The 24,559-nt window shown below is 58.4% G+C and carries 26 protein-coding genes; 9 read left to right on the top strand and 17 right to left on the bottom strand.

What is annotated here, in order from left to right; translation table 11 throughout:
* The first annotated feature begins 62 nt into the window (after positions 1-62).
* The 3 genes from rpoH to trmB all read left to right on the top strand — a co-directional run bounded on the left by rpoH (position 63) and on the right by trmB (position 2,123).
* Complete coding sequence (rpoH, locus tag EY643_RS19160) at positions 63-920, top strand: RNA polymerase sigma factor RpoH (RefSeq protein ID WP_153240763.1); 858 nt, start codon at positions 63-65, stop codon at positions 918-920.
* Positions 921-993: 73 nt separating this feature from the next.
* On the top strand, positions 994-1,368 hold the full coding sequence (locus EY643_RS19155; protein WP_153240762.1) for a DUF423 domain-containing protein: 375 nt from the start codon (positions 994-996) through the stop codon (positions 1,366-1,368).
* The gene (gene trmB, locus EY643_RS19150) at positions 1,365-2,123 is read left to right on the top strand and encodes a tRNA (guanosine(46)-N7)-methyltransferase TrmB (RefSeq protein WP_153240761.1); all 759 of its coding nucleotides are present in this window, start codon (positions 1,365-1,367) and stop codon (positions 2,121-2,123) included. The genes EY643_RS19155 and trmB overlap by 4 nt, the downstream gene beginning before the upstream one ends.
* 19 nt (positions 2,124-2,142) lie before the next feature.
* Here the strand turns inward: trmB and hemW are convergent, their stop codons facing one another.
* Genes hemW through EY643_RS19110 form a run of 8 tightly spaced genes read right to left on the bottom strand, consistent with a single transcriptional unit; the run spans position 2,143 to position 8,234 of the window.
* A complete protein-coding gene (hemW, locus tag EY643_RS19145) occupies positions 2,143-3,267 on the bottom strand; it encodes a radical SAM family heme chaperone HemW (RefSeq protein ID WP_153240760.1) in 1,125 nt (374 codons plus the stop codon).
* Between the two features lie 14 nt (positions 3,268-3,281).
* A complete protein-coding gene (gene rdgB, locus EY643_RS19140) occupies positions 3,282-3,869 on the bottom strand; it encodes an RdgB/HAM1 family non-canonical purine NTP pyrophosphatase (RefSeq protein WP_153240759.1) in 588 nt (195 codons plus the stop codon).
* A gap of 8 nt (positions 3,870-3,877) precedes the next feature.
* Positions 3,878-4,312 (bottom strand): DUF4426 domain-containing protein, encoded by a 435-nt coding sequence (locus tag EY643_RS19135; RefSeq protein ID WP_153240758.1) that lies wholly within the window; start codon positions 4,310-4,312, stop codon positions 3,878-3,880.
* Positions 4,313-4,319: 7 nt separating this feature from the next.
* A complete protein-coding gene (metW, locus tag EY643_RS19130) occupies positions 4,320-4,910 on the bottom strand; it encodes a methionine biosynthesis protein MetW (RefSeq protein WP_153240757.1) in 591 nt (196 codons plus the stop codon).
* Entirely contained in the window at positions 4,910-6,058 is a 1,149-nt protein-coding gene (metX, locus tag EY643_RS19125) for a homoserine O-succinyltransferase MetX (RefSeq protein WP_153240756.1), read from the bottom strand. The genes metW and metX overlap by 1 nt, the downstream gene beginning before the upstream one ends.
* A gap of 12 nt (positions 6,059-6,070) precedes the next feature.
* Positions 6,071-6,658 (bottom strand): YggT family protein, encoded by a 588-nt coding sequence (locus EY643_RS19120; protein ID WP_153240755.1) that lies wholly within the window; start codon positions 6,656-6,658, stop codon positions 6,071-6,073.
* Positions 6,659-6,660: 2 nt separating this feature from the next.
* Entirely contained in the window at positions 6,661-7,482 is an 822-nt protein-coding gene (gene proC / locus EY643_RS19115) for a pyrroline-5-carboxylate reductase (protein WP_153240754.1), read from the bottom strand.
* A gap of 59 nt (positions 7,483-7,541) precedes the next feature.
* Positions 7,542-8,234, bottom strand: a complete 693-nt coding sequence (locus EY643_RS19110) for a YggS family pyridoxal phosphate-dependent enzyme (protein WP_153240753.1) — start codon at positions 8,232-8,234, stop codon at positions 7,542-7,544.
* 52 nt (positions 8,235-8,286) lie between these two features.
* Here EY643_RS19110 and EY643_RS19105 point away from each other — a divergent pair, with 52 nt between their 5' ends.
* Together EY643_RS19105 and EY643_RS19100 are read left to right on the top strand one after the other, a co-directional pair.
* A complete protein-coding gene (locus EY643_RS19105; RefSeq protein ID WP_153240752.1) occupies positions 8,287-9,321 on the top strand; it encodes a type IV pilus twitching motility protein PilT in 1,035 nt (344 codons plus the stop codon).
* Positions 9,322-9,365: 44 nt separating this feature from the next.
* Positions 9,366-10,511 carry a PilT/PilU family type 4a pilus ATPase gene (locus EY643_RS19100; protein WP_153240751.1) on the top strand — a complete coding sequence of 382 codons (1,146 nt, stop codon included), beginning with the start codon at positions 9,366-9,368 and terminating at the stop codon, positions 10,509-10,511.
* Here EY643_RS19100 and ruvX read toward each other — a convergent pair.
* From ruvX to gshB, 4 genes are read right to left on the bottom strand one after another with little or no spacing between them, the layout of a single operon-like run.
* Positions 10,508-10,909 carry a Holliday junction resolvase RuvX gene (gene ruvX / locus EY643_RS19095; RefSeq protein ID WP_153240750.1) on the bottom strand — a complete coding sequence of 134 codons (402 nt, stop codon included), beginning with the start codon at positions 10,907-10,909 and terminating at the stop codon, positions 10,508-10,510. The genes EY643_RS19100 and ruvX overlap by 4 nt on opposite strands.
* Positions 10,910-10,929: 20 nt before the next feature.
* A complete protein-coding gene (locus EY643_RS19090) occupies positions 10,930-11,520 on the bottom strand; it encodes a YqgE/AlgH family protein (RefSeq protein WP_153240749.1) in 591 nt (196 codons plus the stop codon).
* 28 nt (positions 11,521-11,548) lie between these two features.
* Positions 11,549-12,394 (bottom strand): energy transducer TonB, encoded by an 846-nt coding sequence (locus EY643_RS19085; RefSeq protein ID WP_240732767.1) that lies wholly within the window; start codon positions 12,392-12,394, stop codon positions 11,549-11,551.
* 49 nt (positions 12,395-12,443) lie between these two features.
* Positions 12,444-13,400: a glutathione synthase gene (gshB, locus tag EY643_RS19080; protein ID WP_153240747.1), complete on the bottom strand. Its 957-nt coding sequence runs from the start codon at positions 13,398-13,400 to the stop codon at positions 12,444-12,446.
* A gap of 127 nt (positions 13,401-13,527) precedes the next feature.
* On the opposite strand from gshB, the gene EY643_RS19075 reads away from it, so the two are divergent.
* Positions 13,528-14,772, top strand: a complete 1,245-nt coding sequence (locus EY643_RS19075; RefSeq protein ID WP_153240746.1) for an alpha/beta hydrolase — start codon at positions 13,528-13,530, stop codon at positions 14,770-14,772.
* Positions 14,762-16,087, top strand: a complete 1,326-nt coding sequence (locus EY643_RS19070; RefSeq protein WP_153240745.1) for a carbohydrate porin — start codon at positions 14,762-14,764, stop codon at positions 16,085-16,087. Before EY643_RS19075 ends, EY643_RS19070 begins: the two co-directional genes overlap by 11 nt.
* Here EY643_RS19070 and EY643_RS19065 read toward each other — a convergent pair.
* From EY643_RS19065 to EY643_RS19045, 5 genes are all read right to left on the bottom strand, one after another.
* Entirely contained in the window at positions 16,064-16,813 is a 750-nt protein-coding gene (locus EY643_RS19065) for a 16S rRNA (uracil(1498)-N(3))-methyltransferase (RefSeq protein WP_153240744.1), read from the bottom strand. The two genes, EY643_RS19070 and EY643_RS19065, sit on opposite strands and share 24 nt — an antisense overlap.
* 79 nt (positions 16,814-16,892) lie before the next feature.
* Positions 16,893-17,726, bottom strand: coding sequence for a methylenetetrahydrofolate reductase [NAD(P)H] (gene metF / locus EY643_RS19060; protein WP_153240743.1), 834 nt, complete (start codon positions 17,724-17,726; stop codon positions 16,893-16,895).
* 20 nt (positions 17,727-17,746) lie between these two features.
* Complete coding sequence (gene ahcY, locus EY643_RS19055; protein WP_153240742.1) at positions 17,747-19,138, bottom strand: adenosylhomocysteinase; 1,392 nt, start codon at positions 19,136-19,138, stop codon at positions 17,747-17,749.
* Between the two features lie 15 nt (positions 19,139-19,153).
* The gene (metK, locus tag EY643_RS19050) at positions 19,154-20,314 is read right to left on the bottom strand and encodes a methionine adenosyltransferase (protein ID WP_153240741.1); all 1,161 of its coding nucleotides are present in this window, start codon (positions 20,312-20,314) and stop codon (positions 19,154-19,156) included.
* A 21-nt stretch (positions 20,315-20,335) separates the two neighbouring features.
* The gene (locus tag EY643_RS19045) at positions 20,336-21,328 is read right to left on the bottom strand and encodes an ArsR/SmtB family transcription factor (protein ID WP_153240740.1); all 993 of its coding nucleotides are present in this window, start codon (positions 21,326-21,328) and stop codon (positions 20,336-20,338) included.
* A gap of 193 nt (positions 21,329-21,521) precedes the next feature.
* On the opposite strand from EY643_RS19045, the gene tkt reads away from it, so the two are divergent.
* Together tkt and EY643_RS19035 are read left to right on the top strand one after the other, a co-directional pair.
* Positions 21,522-23,525, top strand: coding sequence for a transketolase (tkt, locus tag EY643_RS19040; RefSeq protein WP_153240739.1), 2,004 nt, complete (start codon positions 21,522-21,524; stop codon positions 23,523-23,525).
* A gap of 15 nt (positions 23,526-23,540) precedes the next feature.
* On the top strand, positions 23,541-24,551 hold the full coding sequence (locus EY643_RS19035; RefSeq protein ID WP_153240738.1) for a type I glyceraldehyde-3-phosphate dehydrogenase: 1,011 nt from the start codon (positions 23,541-23,543) through the stop codon (positions 24,549-24,551).
* Positions 24,552-24,559 lie beyond the last annotated feature (8 nt).

Here is a 24,559-nt window from a genome sequence, read left to right as displayed (position 1 = left end):
GGCCGTTAGCACTCTAATACAAAGAGTGCTAATATTGCCGACCAATTTTTGGAGAACCACGCATGAGTAACAGCCTGCAACCTGTGATGCAAATGGTACCGGGAGCGAATCTCGGGGCCTACGTACAGGCCGTCGGTGCTATCCCCGTACTCAGCCCAGAGCATGAGCGGGAGCTGGCGGAAGATCTCTACTACAACGACAACGTCGACGCCGCGCGCGAATTGGTGATGTCTCACCTGCGCTTCGTAGTGCATATCGCCCGCAGTTATTCCGGCTACGGCCTGGCAGAGGCCGACCTGATTCAGGAAGGTAATGTAGGCTTGATGAAGGCCGTCAAACGCTTCAATCCCGAGAAGGGAGTGCGTCTGGTGTCTTTCGCGGTGCACTGGATCAAGGCGGAGATGCACGAGTTTATCCTGCGCAACTGGCGCATTGTTAAAGTCGCCACCACCAAGGCCCAGCGCAAGCTGTTCTTCAATTTGCGCAGCCAGAAGAAGAGCCTCTCCTGGCTCAGCGCTGACGAGGCCCAGGCGGTAGCCGATGACCTCGGTGTGGATGTGAAAGAAGTCCACCGCATGGAAGGCAGATTGACCAGTCGTGATGTGGCATTTGACCTGCCCTCAGACAGCAGCGATGACGACGATGCCTGGCAGGCTCCCCAGTACTACCTGGAAGACCACAGCACCGACCCTGCGGTTGCCGTGGAAGAGGGCGACTGGAAGGCCAATTCTGAGGCTCAGTTGCACGGTGCCCTGGCCGATCTGGACGAGCGCAGCCGCGACATTCTCGCGAGCCGTTGGCTGGCAGAGGAAAAAGCGACCCTGCACGAACTCGCAGATCGCTACGGTGTTTCCGCTGAACGTATTCGCCAGCTGGAAGCAAACGCCATGAAGAAGCTGAAGGTTGCTATCGCCGCCTGATTTACCCGCTTTTTTCTAAAGGGATCAGAGCCCATAATACGGGGACTGATCCCTTTTTTGATTGAGCACCTCAATGGCCAAACTGTTTATCACCCTCGCATCCCTCAGCGGCATGACGGCCGTTATTCTCGGCGCCTTTGGTGCCCACGCCCTCAAAGCACGTTTTGACGATTACGCTATGGGCATCTGGGAAACGGCGGTGCAGTATCATTTCTATCACGCCCTCGCGCTGTTGGCAGTGGGCATCCTCGCCCTGAGCCAACCTCACACCGCCCTACTCAAGAGCAGCGGCTGGCTGTTCCTGCTGGGCACCCTGATATTTTCCGGAAGTCTCTACATGCTCGCGTTTACCGGCGTTAAGTGGCTCGGTGCGGTGACGCCGCTGGGCGGCCTTGCCCTAGTCGGCGGCTGGGCCTGCCTGGCTGCGGTGTCCTGGAAGCTGGTATGAGTACAGAGAAGCACCGCCCAATTCGCAGTTTTGTGCTTCGTACGGGGCGCATGACACCGGGACAGGAGCGTGCTTACGAGGAACACTGGGAGCGCTGGGGTCTTGAGCACAGTGCGGGTGCGCTGGATTTTGGCCGTGAATTTAATCAGAGCGCTTCCCGAGCGGAAGCTTCCGGAGTGGATGCTCCCGGAGTGGATGCTCCCGGAGTGGATGCTCCCGGAGTGGATGCGCCGCGGGTTCTGGAAATCGGCTTCGGCATGGGTGCATCCCTGGTTGAAATGGCGGCTGCGGCACCGGAAAAGAATTTTGTTGGCATCGAGGTGCACAAGCCCGGTGTCGGCCGTCTTTTGCACAGCATGGCTGACGCGGGCGTCGATAACATACGGGTCTACTGCCACGACGCAGTGGAGGTGCTCCGCGACTGTATCGCCGACGGCTCACTCGATACGGTTCAGATTTTCTTTCCCGACCCCTGGCACAAAAAGCGTCACCACAAGCGGCGCCTGATCCAGCCGGGCTTTGTCGCCGATCTCATTCCGAAATTGAAGCCGGGCGGGGTGCTCCACCTGGCTACCGACTGGGAGAATTACGCCGAGCAGATGATGGAAGTGCTCAGTGCTGCCCAGGATTTGGAGAACTGTGTTGGTGAGGGTGAGTACGCGGCCCGGCCTGAGCACCGGCCGCTAACTAAATTTGAGGCGCGTGGTGAACGCCTGGGCCACGGTGTCTGGGACCTGCTGTTTCGACGCGTATAGCGAGCTCTGCGTCCTTGTCCTATAGAAACTCGGCGATGACTGAATCCAGGAATCGTCGCCCCAACTCCGTAGGCAGTACTCTGTTTTCCTCTCGCTGCAACAGCCCGCGGTCAATCAGTCCCGCGACCTGCTCTGCAACGGTGCTGAATGGATTGCCGCAGCGTTGCTCGAATGCCTCGATGGTAAAACCCTCATTCAGCCGCAGGGCGTAAAGCATAAACTCAGAGACTGCCTCTGCCGGGCTGAGTATCCGTTCACCGCGGTGGCTGCTTGCACTCAGGTAGTCCTGCGGACCCCGGGTTTTGGCATACCGCCGGATGGTGCCATCGGTACTGGTGACCTTGCCATGGGCTCCGGCGCCGATTCCCAGGTAGTCGCCGAACTGCCAGTAGTTCAGGTTGTGGCGGCACTCCCTGCCGGGCCTGGCGTAAGCCGACACCTCGTATTGATCCATCCCCGCGCTGGCCAGCAGTTCCTCGCCTCGGTCCTGAATATCTGCCAGCTCATCCTCAACAGGCAGGAGTGGCGGTCGTTTGTTGAAGGCCGTATTGGGTTCGATGGTGAGTTGGTACCAGGACAAGTGTGGCGGTGCGAAGCCCAGAGCGGTTTCCAGGTCCGCGGCTGCAGCCTCGGGTTGCTGACGGGGTAGGCCGTGCATCAGGTCGAGATTGAAATTGTCGAAACCGGCCTCGCGAATACTTGCGATCGCCGTGAGCGCCTGCTCCCGGTCGTGGACTCGCCCCAGCGCGCCCAGCTGTTCATTGTTGAATGATTGCACGCCCAGTGACAGCCGGTTGATGCCAGCAGCGCGAAAGCCGGCAAATTTTTCCGCTTCGGCGCTGCCGGGGTTGGCTTCCATGGTCGCTTCGAGGTTCGGCGCGAGCGACACTATTCCGGCAATACCTGCCATCAATTCGGTCACGGCACTGGCGCTGAAGAGACTGGGGGTGCCGCCGCCAATAAACAACGTTTCGATAGTGCGGCCCTGCACCCGATCGCTGTCCTGACGCAGATCTTGCAGAAGCGCCTCGATATAGGCTTGCTCAGGGATTTCATTCGTTTCGTGGGAATTGAAATCGCAGTAGGGGCACTTGCGCTCACACCAGGGCAGGTGGATGTAGAGCCCCAGGGGCGGTTGGCTCATGGCGCGCTCATTGATTAAGCCAGGGCGTCCAGCAATCGGGCGCTGGCTTTGGCGCGGTGACTGATCGCGTTTTTGAGATCGCGGGGGAGTTCTGCGGAGCTGCAGTTGTGTTCGGCGACAAAGAAAAGGGGGTCGTAGCCGAAGCCGCGTTCGCCACGCGGCTCATGCAGGATAGTGCCCTCCCAGCTGCCCTGGCATACGACCGGGGTAGGGTCATTGCCGTGGCGCATGTATACCAGCACGCACTGGAAACGTGCGGTGCGTTGCGGATCCGGTACACCCTCCAGGGCGCTGAGTAGCTTGGTATTGTTGCCGAGGTCGCCTTCTCCAGAGTAGCGAGCGGAGTGTATGCCGGGGGCACCCTTCAGGTAGTCCACTTCCAGGCCAGAGTCGTCGGCGATGGCTGGGAGGCCGCAATGCACTGATGCCGCTCGCGCTTTGATAATGGCATTCTCGACGAAGCTGAGCCCGTCTTCCGGCACATCGGGCATATCGAATTCGCTCTGGGAAACAAGCTCCACACCGAGTGGTTCGAGAATACGGCCGAGCTCGCGCAATTTGCCGCTGTTGCCGCTGGCTAAAACGACTTTTTGCGTGTTCATGGGGATCCTCAGTCGGTATAGAGTTGCTGCCGAAGCTTGAAGGTGTAGGTTTGGGTCGCGCCCTCGGGCCTGAAATATACTTCGAAGTGCCGCCATTCTTCGTTCAGGTACTTGAACTCAGCGATGTAGTAGATGGCCGGGTTCTCGCGCACTTCCTGGAATTCGAAATGGTGGGTGGATTGCAGCAGGTCCCAGGTCTTGCCCTTGAGCTCCATGGTGCGCGGGATGCTTGTCCCATCTTCCATATGCTCGCGCACCGCCAGATTGAGAATGGCGCGTTCCTTGCCGCGAGTGATGTTGTAGGTGGCGGCGACCTTTGGCGCCAGGAAGGTCGTATTGACCACACTGTAGTGCAGTTCGTATGGCCCAAACATTTCCGATTGCTGGGCCATCGCTGGCAGTGCCAGCAATAGAAGCGCGGAAGACAAGAAAAATGAGCGCATGTGCACCTCAGTGGCTGATGTGGTAAATCGCCGTGGCGGCAAACAGATTCGGCCAGGCTCGGGCCAGGCGAGGTTTGTTGTCGGTATTGCCCACCATATAGCGATTCAGGATACGAATATTGCGCTCTTCACACAGTGCTTCGAAATCGTGCACGGTGCAGAAATGAATATTCGGCGTGTCGTACCAGGTATAGGGCATGAATCGGGACACGGGCATGCGCCCCCGGGTGCCCAGATGCAGGCGGCAACGCCAGTGGGCAAAGTTGGGAAAGGTCACAATCCCTTCACGGCCGATGCGCAGCATCTCTTCCAATACGCGATCGGGGTAGTGTACCGCCTGGATGGCATGGGCCATGACCACCGTATCGAAGCTCTGGTCGGGAAAGTTGCCCAGACCCAGATCGACGTTCTGCTCGATGATGTTGAGGCCCTTGGCTACACACTCGGTGATGTTGGCCTCATCAATCTCCAGGCCAGTGCCGCGAACCTGACGTTGCTCCTGCAGCGTTTTGAGAAATTGACCGTCACCGCAGCCCAGGTCGAGTACCCGTGAGCCAGGTGCTATCCAGCGTTGAATATGGGTGAGATCGTGGCGCATCAGCAGCCCTCTCCCACTCGCCGCATATAGGCACTGAACACGTCGAGGTAACGGGGTATGGGCATCAGGAAAGCATCGTGGCCTTCATCAGCTTCAATCTCAACGTATGTCACAGGGCGATCTGCCTCGATCAGGGCGTCGACGATTTCTCGCGAACGGGCCGGTGAAAAGCGCCAGTCGGTGGAAAACGAGGCGACGAAGAAACTGCACCTGGCGTGCGCGAAAGCCTTTACCGGGTCGTTGTCGTACTCGCGGGCAAGATCGAAGTAATCGAGTGCGCGAGTCATCAGGATATAGGTATTGGCGTCGAAACTGCCTGAGAACTGGCTGCCCTGGTAGCGTAGGTAACTCTGTACCTGAAACTCCACACTGTCAGCTTCGCCAAGCTCAAAACTGCCGGAGCGCAGGTCGCGGCCGAATTTGTTGGCCATGGCCTCGTCTGAGAGATAGGTGATATGTCCGACCATGCGGGCCAGCGCCAGGCCTTGGGCAGGGATGGCGTCGTTGTCCATATAGCGGCCGTCGGCGAAGGCGGGGTCAGAGACGATCGCTTGCCGGGCAAGTTCATTGAAAGCCAGGTTTTGCGCACTCAGTTTCATGGCAGCTGCGATGACCACGCAGTGCTTGAGTCGGTCGGGGTATTCCAACGACCAGCGCATAGCCTGCATACCACCGAGGCTGCCGCCGATGATCGCGGCCCAGCAGTCAATACCGAGGTGGTCGGCGAGACGCACCTGGCTATGTACCCAGTCGCGCGCGCGTAGCGGAGGAAAATCCGGGCCCCAGGGTTTGCCGGTTTCCGGGTTGATGCTGGTGGGGCCGGTAGAGCCGTGGCAGCCGCCAATATTGTTCAGGCTGACGACAAAAAATCGATCGGTGTCGATCGGTTTGCCCGGGCCAATACATTCGTCCCACCAACCGGGTTTGCGCTCGTCCATGCTGTGGTAGCCGGCGGCGTGGTGGTGGCCACTGAGGGCGTGGCAGATAAGTACCGCGTTGGAGCCCGTGGCGTTCAGCTCACCGTAGCTTTCATAGACCAGATCAAAGCCGGGTAGTTCTCGGCCACAGGCGAGCATCAACGGTTCGTCGAAGCGCACTTTTTGCGTTTCAACAATACCGACGGAGTCTGCGGGGATGGCGTCAGGCATGAGGTGAATCTATCAGCTCAACCAGGGCGCCACGCCCAGCACGCCGAGCGCCGCAGCGCTGTCGTAAAGGGCGATGCGCACAACATGCATACCAATCAGCAGCACCAGCACAGAGAAATCCAGGCCGCCCATGGGCGGGATGACCTTGCGGATGGGTGCGATAACAGGCTCAGTGATTTGGTAGACCAGATGGATCGCTGGCTGGTTGCTTCCAGGTGCTATCCAACTGACGATCACCATAATGATCAGTGCGATGTAGAGCGTATTCAGCGCGAGGCCAAGCAGGCCGAAAACACCGCCCATCAGGAGTAACTGCGCGCTGGGAAACACCTGATATTTGATGAGCACCATGGATGCTATGGCGAGCACCTGCAATGCGAAGGCCAGAACGAGCGAAGCGATGTCGAGACCGCCGAACCCTGGAATAACTTTGCGCAGTGGGATGACTGCCGGATTGGTTGCCTTGACGATGAACTGGCTGATGGGATTGTAGAAGTCCGCTTTCGTCGCCTGCAGCAAGAAGCGCAGAAACACCAGGAGCAAGTACAGGCTGATCGCGGTCTGCGTCAGATACAAAAGTATTGAATTCAGGGTGCCCACAGCTAGCCCATCTCCTTTGCCATTGTCTCAGCCCGAGCTGCTGCTGCCTGCATCGCATCCGATACCAGTGTACGCAGCCCCTGGGCTTCAAAGTTTTCTACTGCGGCCTGGGTGGTTCCCCCGGGGCTGGTTACCCGGCGGCGCAGCTCGACCAGATCTACATTGTTTTCCATGGCCATGCGGGCGGCGCCCAGGCCGGTCTGCAGGGCGAGTTCAGTGGCGGTTTCCCGGTCCAGGCCCTGGCTGATGCCGGCGTCGATCATCGATTCCATAAACAGAAAGAAGTAGGCGGGGCCACTGCCTGAAAGTGCTGTGACTGCATCGAGGGCGCGTTCTTCGTCTACCCAGCGAATGATGCCAACGGCGCGAAGAATGTTCTCGGCGAAACTGCGCTGCTGTTCAGAGACCTGTTCATTGGCGTACAGGCCGGTGGCACCGACGCCCAGCAGGGCGGGGGTGTTGGGCATACAGCGCACAATCGCGGTCTGATCGCCCAGCCAGTTGCGCATGCTGTCGATCGTGATGCCGGCCGCGATAGAAATCACCAGTGCGCCGCTTGCCTGGACAGCACTGGCAATGCCGGTACAGACATCGGCCATAACCTGTGGCTTGACGGCGAGAATGATCACGTCGGCACCGTCTACCGCGCTGTTGTTGTCGGCGTGGGTGATAACGGGGGCGATCTCGCGCAGCTTCTCGAGACTTTGCGGGTATGGATCAGAGGCGTTAATCGCCGTTGCAGGCTGGCCGCTCTCTACAAGGCCGCCGACGATGCTGGCTGCCATATTTCCAGCACCGATAAATGTAATGCGGGGATGGTCCAAGGTTTGTCCTTATGAAGGCCTTGTGAAAAGCCAAGTATAACGCCTGTGTCGCTTGGTTATCACCCGTTGCGGGGGCCGAATATTGCCGTGCCTATCCGCAGAATGGTGGAGCCCTCTGCGACAGCGGCTTCCATGTCACCGGACATGCCCATGGAGAGGGTATCCAGCCCGGTGTGTTCCAGCTGCAATTGTTCGAAGCATTCGCGCAGTTGGCTGAAGGCGCGCCGCTGCGCAGCGGGGTCGTCACTGGAGGCGGGGATGCTCATCAGGCCACGCAGTTTCAAGTTGGGCATCTGCGCTATTTGGGCTGCGAGTTCCGGTACCTCCTCCAGAGGTGCTCCCGACTTGCTGGCTTCGCCGGAAGTGTTCACTTGAATGCAGACATTCAGCGGCCCGAGCTCGTGTGGCCGCTGCTCGTTGAGCCGGCGCGCGATCTTGACGCGCTCTACGCTGTGTACCCAGTGAAAGTGCTCGGCGACGGGCCGGGTTTTATTCGATTGGATCGGGCCGATAAAATGCCAGCATAGCGACAGATCTTGCAGCTGATCGATCTTGTCGACGGCTTCCTGCAGATAGGATTCACCGAACTCACTGAGGCCACAGTGATGTGCCTCACGAATGTCGCCGGCTGGACGTGTTTTACTGACGGCTAGTAGGAGAATGTTCGCTGCGGGACGTTGGCACTTTTTGGCACTGAGTTCTACTCTCTGCCGTACCTTTGCTATATTGTCTTTAATAGAAGACGGATTCATGGTGCAAATGGTAGCCCAAGCCTACTAGTTGAGCCACAGGGGAATGACGTATATGGACATCACAGAGCTACTCGCCTTCAGTGCCAAGCAAGGCGCATCTGACTTACACCTCTCGGCGGGCTTGCCGCCTATGATTCGGGTGGACGGTGATATTCGCCGCATTAACCTCCCGCCAATGGAACACAAACAGGTTCATGAGTTGATCTACGACATCATGAACGATAAGCAGCGGAAGGACTATGAGGAATTCCTCGAGACGGATTTCTCCTTCGAAGTTCCCGGCGTTGCCCGTTTCCGTGTTAACGCCTTCAACCAGAACCGCGGTTCTGGCGCTGTTTTTCGGACCATTCCCTCCAAGGTCCTCACCATGGAAGACTTGGGGATGGGTCAGGTTTTCCGCGATATCAGCATGATGCCCCGCGGGTTGGTGTTGGTCACCGGGCCTACCGGCTCCGGTAAGTCGACCACGCTCGCGGCGATGGTCGATTTTATTAACGACAATAAATATGAGCATATCCTCACTATCGAGGACCCTATTGAATTTGTGCACGAGTCCAAAAAGTGTCTGGTGAACCAGCGGGAAGTCCATAAGGACACCCTGGGCTTTTCCGAGGCATTGCGCAGCGCACTGCGTGAAGACCCGGACATTGTTCTGGTAGGTGAGATGCGCGACCTCGAGACAATCCGACTTGCCCTGACAGCGGCCGAAACCGGCCACCTGGTATTCGGAACACTGCACACCACCTCCGCAGCCAAAACCATCGACCGCGTGATCGATGTATTCCCCGCTGCTGAGAAAGACATGGTTCGCTCGATGTTGTCAGAGTCGCTACAGGCCGTGATATCCCAGACCCTGCTTAAGCGGGCGACAGGCGGCCGAGTGGCAGCACATGAAATCATGCGCGGCACCTCTGCGATACGAAACCTCATTCGCGAGGACAAGGTTGCACAGATGTACTCGGCTATACAGACTGGCCAGGCTATCGGCATGCAGACCATGGACCAGTGTCTGCACGAAATGGTGGACAAGCGCATCATCACCAGGGATGTGGCTCGAGAAAAAGCACGGATGCCGGAAAACTTCTAAGTCTCAGGCGAGCGCCGTAGGGCGAATATCAGGGAGATCTCGTTATGGAAATTTTGGATATGCTGCAGCGGATTGTCGACGAGGGAGCCTCTGATGGCTTTATCTCGGCCGGCGCTCCGCCCAGCATCAAGGTGGATGGCACGATCTATCCCATGCGCGACGAACCTCTCAGCCCAGGTGAGGCTCGCGAACTGGTGCTGTCCACGATGGACGAAGATCAGCAGGACGTGTTCTTTAAACATCACGAATACAATTTTGCTATCGGCGCCGAGGGCCTGGGCCGTTTCCGGGTAAGCTGTTTCCAGCAGCGCGGCGAAGCCGGTCTGGTTCTGCGTCGTATTGTTTCCGAGATCCCGTCAGTCGATGAACTTGGCCTGCCACCGATCATCAAGGAACTGGCGATGACCAAGCGCGGCCTGGTGATCTTTGTGGGCGCGACCGGCACCGGTAAATCGACTTCGCTCGCTTCCATGGTGGGCTATCGGAACAAGAACAGCCGCGGCCATATCATTACCATCGAGGATCCGATTGAATTCATGCATCAGCACTCGGGTTGCATTGTCACCCAGCGCGAAGTGGGTGTAGACACCGAGTCCTTTCAGGTCGCTCTGAAAAACACGTTGCGCCAGGCGCCTGACGTTATTCTCATTGGTGAGGTGCGTACCGCTGAAACCATGATGCAGGCCCTGACCTTTGCCGAGACAGGCCACCTTTGTCTGTGTACCCTGCACGCCAACAACGCCAACCAGGCTCTGGATCGAATCCAGAGTTTCTTCCCGCCCGAGCAGCACCGCCAGATATGGATGGATCTGTCACTCAACCTGAAGTCCATGGTTGCCCAGCAGTTGCTGCCGCGCAAGGACGGCCAGGGCCGAACACCGGTCGTGGAAGTGCTATTGAATTCACCCCTGATCGCTGACTATATCCGCAAGGGTGAAGTGCACCTGATCAAGGAATTGATGGCCAAGTCTACCGAACTGGGTATGCAGACCCTGGACCAATCGCTGGTCAAGGCCTACAAGGAAGGACTTATCTCCAAGGAGGATGCGATTCGCTTCGCCGACTCTGCCAACGACGTTCGCCTGCAGATCAAGATGCACGACCGTGGTATTGGCACCGGAGAAGCCGACGAACTTAGCCTTTCATTTGATGAGGGTGAAGACGAAGGCCGCTTTATGGGGCGTAGTTAGTCCCGTTCGCTCAGCCAGGTCTGCAGGATCAGCTCTGCAGCCAGGCTGTCGATAGGTTCGCGGTGATAATCGCCGCTGTGACCTCGCTCGCGGCTCAGTGTCTTGGCCTCAAAACTGCTGAGCCGTTCATCCACCATTTCTACCGCCAGGCCCAGACGCCCGTGCAGACGTCGGCCGAATTTGTTGGCGCGCTTTGAGAGTTCACTTTCAGTGCCGTCCATATTGATCGGCTCACCCACCAGTAGCAGGTCTGGCTGCCACTCTTTTACCAGCGTTTCCACCGCCTGCCAGTCGGGTATGCCATCTTTAGCCCTGAGAATCGGCAGTGCCTGAGAGGTGCCCAATAAGACGTTGCCCATCGCTACACCGATCTGGCGCAGGCCGTAGTCGAAAGCCATGACTGTGCGTGCGGTCTGGATCAGGCGTGCCCCGCTTCGCCAGAGATGAGGTTCATGTCGATGCCGAGCAGAGCGGCGGCTGCCCCAAGACGATGCGCATGGGGCGTAGCGAAGATGATGTCGCTATCGGCAGGTAGGGTCAGCCAGCTGTTTTCGGCGAGCTCTTGCTCGAGTTGCCCGGCGGACCAGCCGGCATAGCCCAGCGCAATCAGGTGCTCATTCGGCCCGGTACCGTGCGCGATTGCGCGCAGGATATCGCGCGATGTCGTCAGGGTTATTTCGTCTGTGACCTTGAGGCTCGCCTCCCATTCATCCTGGCCGGGACGGTGGAGTACAAAGCCATGGTCAATCTGTACGGGACCTCCGGCCATTACCGGCATGGTGGAAAAGTCGCGCAGGGAGTTGATTTGCAGGTGTTCGAAAATTTCTTCGACGGAAAGGTCCAGAGGCTGGTTGATGACAATGCCCATGGCGCCGCTCTCGCCGTGCTCGCAAATATAGGTAATGCTCTGGGAGAAAATGCCTTCGCTCAGGCTCGGCATAGCCAGCAGGAAGTGATCCCGCAAACTGTCGCTGCTCCTGGCAGTGGTAACTTCGCTTCTTCCAGGCATGAGCTGGCGCGGCCCTCCATCGTGTTTCTCAGCGTCGGCGCTGTTGGTTTGAGCTTAGCTCGTTTTCCTGAAATTGCCATGTGCGGATAATCTCGAGGGTGTCGGTTGTGGCCGCGAGTTCCGGCGGAAATGGAGAGTAAGGGGCTGCCATACGGACGATCTTGATAGCCGCTTCGTCCAGCACTGCGTAGCCTGAAGATTCCAGAATCTGAATGGCGCCGAGGGTGCCATCCTTGCGAATCGCGACGAGCAGGCGCAGGTCGCCGTACAGGCCATAGCGGATAGATGCTTCGGGATAGTATTTGTTGCCCACCGCTTCCAGCCGTTGACGCCAGTCTGCAAGATAGGCCGCATCGGCGGCCTGGCGCGCGGAGACAGCCGTGAGTCGTCGCACCCGTGGCTTCTTGACCTGGGCGCGGGTCTGTTCATCGAGTTGAGCCTGAAGGCTTGCCAGCTGTTGGTTGATGCGATCCATCTCCGGGCTGATCCCGTCGGTGGGGTTGTGGCGCTGCTCTCGCTCGGCTTGTTCCAGGGCGACCTGTTCCTGCGTCGCTGCGGTAGTCGTCAGTAGATCGCCGGTGGCCTGCGCGTCCTTTTCCATCCGACGCGGTGCGGCCTGCTGAGGTGTGGGAGATTGCATTGGAAGTTGGTTATTGCTGCTGGTGACCAGGTCGAGTTCGGCCTCCTGGCCGCTCCCTTCCTGATTGGCCTGGGCGATATGCCGGGCCTCACTGGGCGCATTGTCGGCCGGGCGAGTGGCAAGGGTGACTTCGATCTGTGGCTTCTTGCTCGCCGCCGAAAAATTGTACTCGAAGGTAACAGCGGCGATCAGGGCCAGATGCAGGCCGAGGGCGGCCAGCAGCGCATTGCGCATGCGCTGGCTACTCCCTGCCGACGCCTCGAAATAGTACATCGCTGGCTTATCAGCCCCTCTGTTTGAGCTCGTCGGAGATACAATCCATCAACTGGCCTGCTATGTCCAGATCATACCCCGCGTCGATTTCGCGGATACAGGTCGGGCTGGTGACATTGATTTCGGTGAGGTAGTCGCCGATGACATCCAGACCCGCGAACAGGATGCCGCGTTTCTTGAGCTCGGGGGCCACTGTTTCGGCGATATGCCGATCTCGCTCGGTCAGCGGCTGGGGGCGACCGGAGCCGCCCGCTGCGAGATTCCCACGAGTCTCTCCGGCTAATGGCACTCTTGCCAGGCAGTAGGGTACAACCTTGCCGCCTACTACCAGGATGCGCTTGTCGCCCTCGCTGATTTCGGGGATGTAGCGCTGTGCCATGATGGTCTGGGTGCCGAACTCAGTCAGAGTCTCGAGAATCACGTTTACATTGGGATCGTCGTGTTTGGCGCGGAAGATCGCGCTGCCACCCATGCCGTCCAGGGGTTTGTAAATCACATCGCCGTGTTCAGCGTGAAAGGCTTTGAGGCGCGCCATTTCGCGGCTTACCAATACGGGTGGGCAGCACTCCGGGAACTGGGTAGCGAATACCTTCTCATTGCTGTCGCGCAGGCCCTGGCAGCGATTAACGATCAGTGTTCCCTTGCGCTCTGCATCTTCGAGCAGGTAGGTGGTGTAGATGAATTCGTTGTCGAAGGGTGGGTCTTTGCGCATGAGGATGACATCGAGGTCTGACAGGGGCAGATCCTGCGGTTCGTCCATGTCATACCAGGCGTCCGGATCCCGAAATACCGTGAGGTGAGACATACTGGCCCGGGCCTCGCCATCGCGGAGGTAAAGGTCTTTCTGTTCCATGTAGTAGAGCTGCCAGTCGCGCGCTTGGGCGGCCCAGAGCATCGCCATGGTAGTGTCTTTCTTGTAGTTGATTTCGGCGATGGGATCCATCACCACGCCCAGCTTGATGGCCATATCGGGCTCCGACAGAGAGTGGGATTGCTACGTTACGCAATGGCTCTGGCGCGCGCAAGAGAAGACATTAGTGAAATCCAGATACCTCACCTAAACTGGGTGTTGTTATAACCGGTGGAGATATCTAGTGGCAGGGTTTTACTTTTTTCTGGCAATCGTTTCCGTAATGTTCACCTGGGCGGCGATCGTCCAGGCGCGGCGAGTGTACTGGTTGGCCCCGCTGTACTTCCTTGCGGCCTGGTTGGCGGGTGAGCTCGCGCTCATTCACCTCATCTGGCAAATAGGGCTGACCGCTCTGCTCGCATTCAGCGGCTTGCTCGGTGAGCCATTGGCTCAGATAGGACTCGGCCTCTTTGCCCTTTCCTGGCTTGGCCTCGTTTACTTGCATGTGCAGGCCATGGATTCTCCACGCGTCCTAGGGCTGGCACTGCGCCGCGGGTTGGGCGAGGGCTATCGCAACGAGATTCCCACTGAGCGCCATAAGTTGCTGGAAGACGGCATCAGCGCAGGGTCCTGGCTTAAGCCCTTTGCCATGAAGAGACGAGGTGTACGGGTTCACTCGCACCTTGCCTATGGTGATGCCGGAGATCGCAACAGGCTCGATATTTACCATTCGGACCAACCCCGTGAGGGCGGATTTCCCGTTTTGCTGCAGGTTCACGGCGGCGGTTGGATGATTGGCGAGAAAGAGCAACAAGCTCTGCCCCTTATGTATCATCTGGCCGAACGGGGTTGGATCTGCGTTGCTATCAATTATCGGCTTAGCCCCAAGGCGGCATTCCCGGCGCATATTGTTGATGTCAAAAAGGCCATTGCCTGGATTCGGGAAAATATTGCTGAATATGGCGGCAACCCGGACTACATCGCGATTACAGGCGGTTCAGCCGGTGGCCATTTGAGCTCACTGGCAGCCCTCACGCCAAATTACGCGCCCTTCCAGCCTGATTTTGAAGATGCTGATACCAGTATCCAGGCGGCAGTGCCCTTCTATGGCGTTTATGATTTCCTGGATCGGGATGGTATTCGCCCCGAGATGTCGATGGAAAAAATACTCGCTGACAAGGTGTTACAGGTTAGCCGCGAAGAAAACCCGGAGCTGTGGGAAGCGGGCTCTCCCCTCACGCATGTGAGCGACAACGCGCCGCCGATGTTCGTGGTGCACGGCAGCCACGATACCCTGGTGTGGGTGGAGGAGGCGCAGAATTTTGTAGCGGCGCTGGAGCAGGCCTCCAAAGAGCCGGTGGCTTATGCTGAACTGCCCGGCGCTCAGCACGCTTTCGAGGTGTTCCACTCGGTGCGCACCGATCACACCGTCCACGCGGTAACCGAATTTCTGGAATGGGCGCACGCTCGCTGGGACCGTGCCGATTAGACTGTTATGCGCGGTGTTCGCTGGGCTCTCCGGCCTGTTTGGAGTGAGCGCAGCCGCTGATGAAATTCAGCAAGAAGACCTGGAGGAGTTGGCCTGCACGCAACTGGAGCTTGAACAGTGCAGCCCGGAAACACTGCGAGAGTGGGTGCGCTGGTTTAGCATCGCCGGACCCGACCAGGTGGAGCGTCGCATCGGTATTGATGCCCTGCCGGGAGACCCGCTTTTCAAGAGCAGCACGGTAGATGCCTGGCAGGCGCGCAAGAAGGAGATTGAAACCTCCGTCGGCGTAAGCTGGAGCACTGACTACATTTCGGCCTATCTTTATGCGACTGAGAGCCCGGGTGATGACAGCGGCGCCGGCGGTGCATTGCGTTTTTATGGCGTTTGGCAGGCCTACGATGGGGAGGGTGCGGATTCCGGTGCACTGGTGTGGAAGGTAGAGCACCGGCATGCCTATGGCAGCAGTGTTTCTCCCCAGGGCCTGGCCAGTGAGGTGGGATATGCCGGCCTCTTGCACCTGACCCTCAGCGATCAGCAGCTGCGCCTGACCAACCTGTACTGGCGTCAACGGATGTTCGACGGCAACCTCGTGGTTCTGGGTGGCTGGCTTGATACCAGCGATTATGTGGATGTTTATACACTGGCAAGCCCGTGGACGGACTTCTTCAATTACGCCTTTTCTACCGGCAGCGCCTCTATGCCGGTGCCTAACGAGGGCCTGGGTGTGGCAGTGGGGGGCTATCTGACGGACCAGCTATATGTGATCGGTGGTTTTGCCGATACCAATTCGGATCCGCATGATCCCAGTGAGACATTCGATACGTTCTTTAGTGATCGAGAGTACTTTAAACATCTTGATATAGGCTGGAACAGCAGCCGCGAGACGGCCTTTCTCAACAACGTCCATATCAGCCTGTGGCAAACGGATGAACGCGAAGAAGCCGGCGTGGAAGAGGGTTGGGGTGCCAACTTCTCATGGAGCCGATTGTTCAATCGGCACTGGACTGTATTTTTGCGCGGTGGTTATGCCGATGACGGGGGTTCGATTCTCGAGGAGAGTGTGAGCACCGGCTTCGCCTGGAGGAAAGTGCCGGGTGGCAATCTTCTGGGTGTCGGGCTCAACTGGGGAGTGCCGATGGAGAGCACCTATGGGCCGGATTTGCCTGAGCAGACGACATTGGAAACGTACTACCGTATCCAACTTTTCGAAGAGCTCGCGATCACCCCGGATGTGCAGTACATCCGCAATCCAGCCGTTAATCCTGCGGAAAGTTCAATCTGGGTGTTGGGCCTACGACTGAGGCTGGCTTTCTAGCGACATATCGCCCCACCTGGACTGGAGGATGGTGATCGCGGCCAGCGGGGCTGTCTCGGTGCGCAATACCCGGGGGCCGAGTCGCAGCGATAGAAAGCCAACACTTTCTGCAGCCGCAATCTCATCGGCACTCAAACCCCCTTCCGGGCCTATCAGCAATGCGATATTTTCCGGTGCCGAACTGCCGGCGGGTATGTTGTCTGCCCGGTGATGCAGCACCAGCTTTGTCTCGGCTTGGACAGATGAAACCCAGTTGCCACAAACAGAGAGAGGCTCAATGTCGGGCACTATGTTGCGCCCGCACTGTTCGCAGGCGCTGATCGCGATTTGCTGCCAGTGATTGATCTTCTTTTCGGCACGCTCGCCCTTGAGCTTCATTTCAGTGCGCTCTGTCAGCAGGGGGGTGATGCGATCAACACCCAGCTCTGTCGCCTTCTGTACCACCCAGTCCATGCGATCGCCTCGTGAGATGGCGATCCCCAGATGAATGGAGAGAGGCGATTCTACATCGCGGTCGTCAAATGCTCCTGTTTTTACAGCAACCTGCTTCTTGCCTACCGCTGTGATACTCGCAGGATATTGGCCACCGGTGCCGTCGAATAGAATCAACTGGTGGTCAATCTGCATCCGCAAGGCGCGGGCAAGGTGCTGGCTCGGGCCGGGCTCCAGCTCAATTTCGCTGTTGGGCTGCAATGCCTGGCGGGTGTAAATACGGGGAATGCGCATTGGCGCATGCTACTACAAATCGTGAGGGAGAAGACGTGAAAGTGGGCACGGCCAAGGCCGTGCCCATGGGGTCTGCTGCTTAAAGTCCCAGGCTGTTGTAAATCGCCCGGGTGGGCTCAACCTGGTTCATGGTGTAGAAATGAATGCCGGGGCAGCCTGAGTCCATCAGGGTTTGGCACAGCTGGGTGACGACTTCCAGGCCAAACTGACGAATAGACTCCTGATCATCACCATAGCCCTCCATCTTCTGGCAGATCCAGCGGGGAATTTCTGCGCCGCAGTTGCGGGAAAAACGCGCCAGATTCTGGTAGTTGGTAATCGGCATGATGCCGGCATAGATGGGCTTGTCGATACCCGCCGCCATGCACTGGTCCAGATAATAGAAGTACGCTTCCACATTGTAGAAGTATTGGGTGATGGCGCTGTTGGCGCCGGCATCCAGCTTCTTTTTCAGGAACTGCACATCGCTGTCATAGTTCTTGGACTCGGGGTGAATCTCCGGGTAGGCGGCCACTTCGATATTGAAGTGATCGCCGGTTTTGTCCCGGACAAATTCCACCAGTTCATTGGCGTACACCAGCTGCATTGCGGCGCCCATGCCCGAAGGCATGTCACCGCGCAAAGCTACCAGACGTTTGATGCCGCGTTCCTTGTAGGTCTGCAGCAACTCCGCCATGGTGTCCTCGTCGTCCCCGCCGAAGCTAATGTGGGGTGCGACGTCAATGCCTGCCTCGCGCATGGTTGAGACCACACCCAGGGTTGTGTCCCGGGTGGTCCCGCCGGCGCCGTAGGTCACCGAGAAGAACTCAGGGTTCAACTCGTTTAGCGCCGGGGTGGTCTCGCTCAGCAGCTTGTCCTTGCCCGTATCGGTTTTCGGCGGGAAGTATTCAAAGCTGATTCTTGGCTTGGCCACAGTGTCTCCTTATGTACCGCTTAGTACTTGTAGGCCTCGGGCTTGAAGGGGCCCTCGACATTGACGTTGATGTACTCAGCCTGCTCGGAGGTCAGTTTAGTCAGTACCGCACCGAAACCGCCAATCATGTGGGCCGCAACTTCTTCGTCCAGCTTCTTGGGCAGCACTTCTACTGCCAGGGCGGCGGGCTTCATCTCTGGCTCGAGATCGGCGAACTTGCGCTCGTACAGGTAGATTTGGGCCAATACCTGGTTGGCGAAAGAACCGTCCATGATGCGTGAGGGGTGACCGGTGGCGTTCCCCAGGTTTACCAGGCGGCCTTCGGACAGCAGGATCAGGTGATCGTTGGCTGCCTGGTCGCGGTAGATCTTGTGTACCTGTGGCTTAACTTCTTCCCACTCCCAGTTACGACGCATGTAGGCCGTGTCGATTTCGTTATCGAAGTGGCCGATGTTGCATACAACCGCGCCGTTCTTCAGGGCGCGCAGCATGTACTCGTCGCACACGTTGTAGTTACCTGTAGTGGTCACCACCAGGTCGGTGTTACCCAGCAGTGCGGTGTCGATGCACTCGTCGTTGCTCAGGTTGATACCGTTGAGGTAAGGGGAAACAACTTCAAAGCCGTCCATGCAGGCCTGCATGGCGCAGATGGGATCAATTTCCGCGACCTTAACAATCATGCCTTCCTGATTCAGCGACTGGGCGGAACCCTTGCCCACGTCGCCGTAGCCGATAACCAGCGCTTTCTTGCCAGCGAGCAGGTGGTCTGTGCCGCGCTTGATAGAGTCGTTCAGAGAGTGGCGACAGCCATACTTGTTGTCGTTCTTGGACTTCGTGACAGAGTCGTTCACGTTGACTGCGGGCACTTTCAGGGTGCCGGCTTCCAGCATTTCCTGCAGACGGTGTACGCCGGTCGTGGTTTCTTCGGTGATGCCGTGAATCGTGTCCAGCATGGTGCTGTACTTTTCATGCAGCATGGCGGTCAGGTCGCCGCCATCGTCCAATATCATGTTGGCGTCCCAGGGCTGGCCATCCTTGAGGATGGTTTGCTCCAGACACCAGTCGTACTCGTCTTCAGTCTCACCTTTCCAGGCGAACACGGGAACACCGGCGGCAGCGATGGCTGCAGCAGCGTGGTCCTGGGTAGAGAAGATGTTGCAGGAAGACCAGCGCACTTCGGCGCCCAGGGCGGTCAGTGTCTCGATCAGAACGCCAGTCTGGATGGTCATATGGATACAACCCAGAATCTTCGCGCCAGCGAGCGGCTTGCTCTCTGAATACTTGGCGCGCAGGGCCATCAGCGCGGGCATTTCGCCCTCGGCGATGTCCAGCTCTTTGCGGCCCCAATCGGCCAGTGAGATGTCGGCGACTTTGTAGTCGGCTGTGGTTTCGATTTTTTCTGCAGTGCTCATAATGTGCTCCTTTAATTACAGTGCGGCTTTTAGCGCGTCAGCTTTGTCAGTTGCTTCCCAGGTGAAATCCGCGTCTTCGCGGCCGAAGTGGCCGTAGGCGGCTGTCTTGCGGTAGATCGGGCGTTTCAGGTCCAGCATGTCGACCAGGCCCTTGGCGCGCAGGTCGAAGTGCTCGCCGACCAGCTCGGAGATTTTCTCGTCGCTGACTTTGCCGGTGCCGAAGCTGTTCACCGAAACGGATGTGGGTTCTGCTACGCCGATCGCGTAGGACACCTGGATTTCGCAGCGGTCGGCCAGGCCGGCCGCGACAATGTTTTTGGCCACGTAGCGACCAGCGTAAGCGGCAGAGCGATCAACTTTTGACGGATCCTTGCCGGAGAATGCGCCACCGCCGTGGCGGGCCATGCCGCCGTAGGTGTCTACGATGATCTTGCGGCCGGTCAGGCCGCAGTCGCCAACCGGACCGCCAATGATGAATTGGCCGGTAGGGTTGATGTGGTACTTGGTGTCGGCGTGCAGCCACTCAGCGGGCAGGGTTTCCTTGACGATCAGGTCCATTACCGCTTCGTGGATATCTTTCTGGCTGATGTCTGGATCGTGCTGGGTAGACAGCACCACCGCATCGATGGCGACGGGTACGCCATTTTCATAGCGCAGTGTTACCTGGCTCTTGGCGTCGGGGCGCAGCCAGGGCAGAACACCCTCTTTGCGCAGCTGGGCCTGTTTTTCCACCATGCGGTGAGAGTAGTAGATGGGTGCAGGCATCAGCACCGGGGTTTCCCTGGTGGCGTAGCCGAACATCAGACCCTGGTCGCCAGCGCCTTGTTCTTCGTGGGCACCTTCACCTTCGTTGACACCGATGGCGATATCGTGGGACTGCTTGCCAATGGCGTTGAGCACGGCGCAAGAGGCGCCGTCGAAGCCCACGTCTGAGCTGTCGTAACCGATATCCAGAATGACCTGGCGAACAACGTCTTCGAGATCCACATAGGTAGAGGTAGTCACTTCACCAGCAACGACCGCCATGCCGGTTTTGACCATGGTTTCGACCGCGACGCGAGCGTGCTTGTCGTCCGCCAGGATGGCGTCGAGGATGGCGTCAGATATCTGATCCGCCATCTTGTCGGGGTGGCCTTCAGAAACCGATTCCGACGTGAAAATATTGTACTCACTCATAGGTGTTTCCTTCTTACGTAATTATCCAGGGTGGCCGAAGAGGCGCACCTGTACTTGAAATCCATTGCGTTGCGCCAGATAGGCACTGTTTAAGTCTGTGAGTCCGGCGCTCGCCGCCCACCCGGTGAGCTGTGCCGGGTCAAAGCCCAGCCACAGATCGCCGCAATTCTCGCGCGCCCATCCCTGATCGTGGGCGCAAAGGTCAGTCACCAGTACGACCCCGCCGGGCGCGAGGTGGCTTGCTACATCACTGAGGATCTGACCGGGGTCGGGGGTGTGATGAAGCACCATATTGATAACGACGCAGTCTGCCTGTAGCGGCTGCAGCTCATCACTGCCGGTGTCGCCGTGAACAAATTCGATATTGCTGGCGCCTGCCTCCGTGGTTTTCTGTTTGGCCTGCTCCAACATTATCGCTTCGATGTCGAGGGCGATAACGCGCTCGAACTGGGGGGCGAGCTCGAGCAGGAAGCTGCCATCACCGGGCCCCACTTCCAGTGCGGTGCCGCGCTTCTCCAGCGGGGCGTTGCGCAATACTTCCGCGACGGTGCCGGCATATTGTTCATAGCTGGCAATCAGATCCTGCTGTTGGCGGAACTTCTGCGCGTTGTCGCGAAAGAAGTTGCGCGAGTTGGCCTCGCGTTGCGCATGCAGTGTGGTCAGGGCCTGCTGGGTTGCGGCGGGTAGTTCGATCTGGTCAACGGTGCCGAACAGAGCGATTTGCAGCGTCTCCAGCTCAGGGCGCTGGCTCAACTGCGCGCGGCGGTAAAAGATGGCGTTTCCTTCGCGGCGGGTCGCTACAAGGCCTGCGCTGGCAAGCACCTTGAGGTGATGGCTCAATGCAGGTTGGCGTATCTCGAAGATGCTGCAGAGTTCGGAGACACCGAAAGAATCCTCTCGCAGAACACGCAAAACCTGCAGGCGCAACGGGTCAGCGCTGGCTTTGCACAGCGCTGCCAGATCGTTGGCCAGGGCTGTGCCCGGGCTGGAGACGGCTTCTTCGACGGATGACATGGCGCGGGATTCTAGCAGGGAAATCAATGTATATCAAAATAATTTGATATAGCCCAAATGTTGGCATCGAAATATATTGATATGGCAGCATTGGCGGGCCTTCTGGCGGGAATTTTCGTTGCTGTTCGGGCCCTGTTACGCGAAAATGGCGGCCCTTTTAAATCCGGCCCCACCCGCCAACACGGAGATACCGATGTCTTCCTCTCGAACTGAACTCGCCAATGCTATCCGCGCCCTGTCCATGGACGCGGTCCAGAAGGCCAATTCCGGCCACCCTGGCGCTCCCATGGGTATGGCCGATATCGCGGAGGTGCTGTGGAACGACTACATGGTGCACAACCCTGCCGATCCGGAGTGGGCCAATCGCGATCGCTTTGTGCTGTCCAACGGTCACGGCTCCATGCTCATCTACTCCCTGCTGCACCTCACTGGTTACGCGCTGCCGATAGAAGAGATCCAGAACTTTCGCCAGCTACACAGTAAAACCCCGGGGCACCCGGAATACGGCTACACGCCCGGCGTGGAAACGACTACCGGCCCGCTGGGGCAGGGTATCGCCAACGCTATTGGCATGGCCGCGGCGGAGAAAATTCTCGCCGCCCAGTTCAATCGCGATGGCCATGAGATCATCGATCACCACACCTATACATTCCTCGGCGATGGCTGCCTGATGGAAGGCATCTCCCACGAGGTATGCTCGCTGGCCGGCACCCTGGGCCTGGGCAAGCTGATCGCGTTCTACGATGACAATGGCATCTCTATCGACGGTGAAGTCGAGGGTTGGTTTACCGATGATACCCCGGCCCGCTTCAGCAGCTACGGCTGGCAGGTCATCAACGATGTAAACGGCCACAGTTCTTCCGAGATCAAGGCAGCTATCGAGGCCGCTCGTCACGAGCCCGGCAAACCCACCCTGATCTGCTGCAAGACAATTATCGGTAAGGGTTCTCCCGCCAAGCAAGGCACAGAGTCCTGCCACGGCGCGCCCCTCGGTGGTGATGAAATTGCGGCTACTCGTGTCGCTCTCGACTGGCCCCATGAGCCTTTCGTTATTCCCGATGAAGTCTACGCCGGCTGGGATGCAAAAGAGAAAGGGGCAGCAGCGCAGCAGGCGTGGAATGAATCTTACGCAGCCTATCAAGCGGCGCACCCTGAGCTGGCCGAGGAACTCAAGCGTCGCCTGGCGGGCGATCTGCCTGCTGATTTCAGCGAGAAAGCCGACGCCTACATCGCACAGTGTCAGGCAGAGGGGGCGAGTGTTGCGTCTCGCAAGGCTTCTCAGAACTGCCTCAACACATACGGCCCACTGTTGCCGGAGCTGTTGGGTGGCTCTGCCGATCTCGCCGGATCCAACCTGACTATCTGGAGCGGCTCCAAGGGTGTCAGCAAGGACGACGCCAGTGGCAATTATCTTTACTACGGGGTGCGTGAGTTTGGCATGGCTGCCATGATGAACGGCATTGCCCTGCACGGCGGCTTCATCAACTATGGGGCCACCTTCCTTGTCTTCATGGAATATATGCGTAATGCCGTGCGCATGGCCGCGCTGATGAAGCAGCAGTCCATCTTTGTATTTACCCACGACTCCATCGGTCTTGGCGAAGACGGCCCCACTCACCAGCCAGTAGAGCAGGTCGCCTCGCTGCGCACCACGCCAAACATGAATACCTGGCGCCCGTGTGACACCGTTGAATCTGCCGTAGCCTGGAAGGTAGCGGTAGAGCGTAAGGACGGCCCCAGCTCACTGATCTTCTCGCGCCAGGGCTTGCCTCACCAGGATCGCGATGCGGCCCAACTGGCAGACATCGCCCGCGGCGGTTATGTCCTCAAAGCCTGCGAGGGCACGCCGGATGCCATCGTCATTGCCACCGGTTCCGAGGTCCACCTGGCTATGGAAGCGGCCGAGCGATTGGAGAGCGCGGGCAAGCAGATACGTGTGGTGTCTATGCCCTGTACCGAGATCTTCGCAGCCCAGGATGCCGCGTATCGCGAAGCCGTGCTTCCCTCCGATGTGCTTGCTCGCGTCGCGGTTGAGGCCCTGCACGCTGACTACTGGTACAAGTTTGTCGGCCTGGACGGCCGTGTCGTAGGTATGACCAGCTTCGGTGAATCTGCGCCTGCCGGCGACCTGTTCAAGGAGTTTGGGTTTACTGTGGACAACGTGGTTGCCGCAGTCGAAGACGTGCTGTTGGACTGATAGCGGGATTTGTCGATGATCCGTCTGGCGATCAATGGCTACGGCCGCATCGGTCGCTGTGTTTTACGGGCCCTGCAGCAGAGCCCGCTGCAGGAGTGCCTGCAGGTTGTGGCGATCAATGAGCTGGCCGATGCCGGCACGGTAGCCCACCTGACTCGCTACGACTCCACCCACGGTCGCTTCCCGGGCGCGATAGAAGGTGATGACAGCCGGCTCACGATTGATGGCCGGCCCATCGAATTGCTGCGCCACGACACGATTGATGCCCTGCCCTGGGGTGAGCTCGGGATCGATCTGGTGCTCGAGTGCACGGGCGCCTTTAGCGACCGGGCTACCGCCGAGCAACATCTCGCTCGTGGCGCTGGACGGGTGCTGTTTTCCCAGCCAGCTCAGGCGGATGTGGATGCGACGGTAGTTTTCGGAATCAACGAGGAGCAGCTCAGCGCTGAGCACCGCATTGCGTCGGCAGCCTCGTGTACGACCAATGGCATCGTGCCGATTATCCAGGCCTTGAGTGACAGCGTCGGCATCGAGACCGGCACCATTACCACCATCCACTCGGCGATGAATGACCAACCCGTGCTGGACGCGTATCACCACACGGACTTGCGCAAGACACGAGCCGCCTCACACTCGATTATCCCGATTGATACGGGACTTGCCCGCGGTGTCGAGCGTATCCTGCCGCAGATGACGGGCCGCTTTAGTGCCCAGGCGCTGCGGGTGCCCACACTCAATGTCTCGGCGATGGACCTGACAGTCCAGACCTTGCAGGACACGGATGTGGCAGCGATAAACCGTATTTTGCATGACGCAGCGCAAGCGCGTTTTCGGGGGGTGCTGGGCTATACTGAAGAGCCTTTGGCGTCCTGTGATTTCAGCCAGGACCTTCGCTCCAGTATCGTCGATGCCAGCCAGACCCGTGTCAGTGGTAAGCGTCTGGTGAAGGTGCTTACCTGGTTTGACAACGAATGGGCCTATGCCAACCGCATGTTGGACGTGGCCGCTCACTGGACAAGTTTATAGGAGACCTA

This window comes from Halioglobus maricola, from assembly GCF_009388985.1.
In the GTDB taxonomy this organism is placed as follows: domain Bacteria; phylum Pseudomonadota; class Gammaproteobacteria; order Pseudomonadales; family Halieaceae; genus Halioglobus; species Halioglobus maricola.
The sequence above is the reverse complement of the archived record's forward strand: the minus strand, read 5'-3'. Positions and strand labels throughout refer to the sequence as shown.

Bases quoted from the DNA above. Each gene is read 5' to 3' on its own strand.
- rpoH (WP_153240763.1), top strand. From the start codon at position 63: ATGAGTAACAGCCTGCAACCTGTGATGCAAATGGTACCGGGAGCGAAT.
- EY643_RS19155 (WP_153240762.1), top strand. From the start codon at position 994: ATGGCCAAACTGTTTATCACCCTCGCATCCCTCAGCGGCATGACGGCC.
- trmB (WP_153240761.1), top strand. From the start codon at position 1,365: ATGAGTACAGAGAAGCACCGCCCAATTCGCAGTTTTGTGCTTCGTACG.
- hemW (WP_153240760.1), bottom strand. From the start codon at position 3,267: ATGAGCCAACCGCCCCTGGGGCTCTACATCCACCTGCCCTGGTGTGAG.
- rdgB (WP_153240759.1), bottom strand. From the start codon at position 3,869: ATGAACACGCAAAAAGTCGTTTTAGCCAGCGGCAACAGCGGCAAATTG.
- EY643_RS19135 (WP_153240758.1), bottom strand. From the start codon at position 4,312: ATGCGCTCATTTTTCTTGTCTTCCGCGCTTCTATTGCTGGCACTGCCA.
- metW (WP_153240757.1), bottom strand. From the start codon at position 4,910: ATGCGCCACGATCTCACCCATATTCAACGCTGGATAGCACCTGGCTCA.
- metX (WP_153240756.1), bottom strand. From the start codon at position 6,058: ATGCCTGACGCCATCCCCGCAGACTCCGTCGGTATTGTTGAAACGCAA.
- EY643_RS19110 (WP_153240753.1), bottom strand. From the start codon at position 8,234: ATGAATCCGTCTTCTATTAAAGACAATATAGCAAAGGTACGGCAGAGA.
- EY643_RS19105 (WP_153240752.1), top strand. From the start codon at position 8,287: ATGGACATCACAGAGCTACTCGCCTTCAGTGCCAAGCAAGGCGCATCT.
- EY643_RS19100 (WP_153240751.1), top strand. From the start codon at position 9,366: ATGGAAATTTTGGATATGCTGCAGCGGATTGTCGACGAGGGAGCCTCT.
- ruvX (WP_153240750.1), bottom strand. From the start codon at position 10,909: ATGGCTTTCGACTACGGCCTGCGCCAGATCGGTGTAGCGATGGGCAAC.
- EY643_RS19090 (WP_153240749.1), bottom strand. From the start codon at position 11,520: ATGCCTGGAAGAAGCGAAGTTACCACTGCCAGGAGCAGCGACAGTTTG.
- EY643_RS19085 (WP_240732767.1), bottom strand. From the start codon at position 12,394: ATGCGCAATGCGCTGCTGGCCGCCCTCGGCCTGCATCTGGCCCTGATC.
- gshB (WP_153240747.1), bottom strand. From the start codon at position 13,400: ATGGCCATCAAGCTGGGCGTGGTGATGGATCCCATCGCCGAAATCAAC.
- EY643_RS19065 (WP_153240744.1), bottom strand. From the start codon at position 16,813: ATGCGCATTCCCCGTATTTACACCCGCCAGGCATTGCAGCCCAACAGC.
- ahcY (WP_153240742.1), bottom strand. From the start codon at position 19,138: ATGAGCACTGCAGAAAAAATCGAAACCACAGCCGACTACAAAGTCGCC.
- metK (WP_153240741.1), bottom strand. From the start codon at position 20,314: ATGAGTGAGTACAATATTTTCACGTCGGAATCGGTTTCTGAAGGCCAC.
- EY643_RS19045 (WP_153240740.1), bottom strand. From the start codon at position 21,328: ATGTCATCCGTCGAAGAAGCCGTCTCCAGCCCGGGCACAGCCCTGGCC.
- tkt (WP_153240739.1), top strand. From the start codon at position 21,522: ATGTCTTCCTCTCGAACTGAACTCGCCAATGCTATCCGCGCCCTGTCC.
- EY643_RS19035 (WP_153240738.1), top strand. From the start codon at position 23,541: ATGATCCGTCTGGCGATCAATGGCTACGGCCGCATCGGTCGCTGTGTT.